A 234-nucleotide genomic window follows, 5' to 3' on the forward strand; every position below is an offset into this window, starting at 1 on the left:
CGCCTAGCGTGGCCTCGGCTCGCCCGCTATCACGCGGCTTCGGGCTCAGGCTCCTGCTCGTGCACGATCTTTAGCGTGCTTTTATGCTCCCTGATCAGCCGATACACCGTCTCGCCAGGCACGGTTTCGTGCTCGAGAAGTTCGTCGGCGATAGCACGCAGCACCGGCTCGTACGCATGCAGCAGGCCATAGCACTGCTCGTTCAATTCCTTGAGCAGCACGTTCGCCTGCTCG

The 234-nt window shown here is 62.0% G+C and carries 1 pseudogene; it reads right to left on the minus strand.

The features are described 5' to 3' along the window. Window positions 1-29: 29 nt before the first annotated feature. Window positions 30-234 (minus strand): annotated as a pseudogene (locus SB753_RS41610) (cell division protein); the annotation flags it as partial.

It is taken from the genome of Paraburkholderia sp. SIMBA_053, from assembly GCF_046534895.1.
Classification (GTDB): domain Bacteria; phylum Pseudomonadota; class Gammaproteobacteria; order Burkholderiales; family Burkholderiaceae; genus Paraburkholderia; species Paraburkholderia caledonica.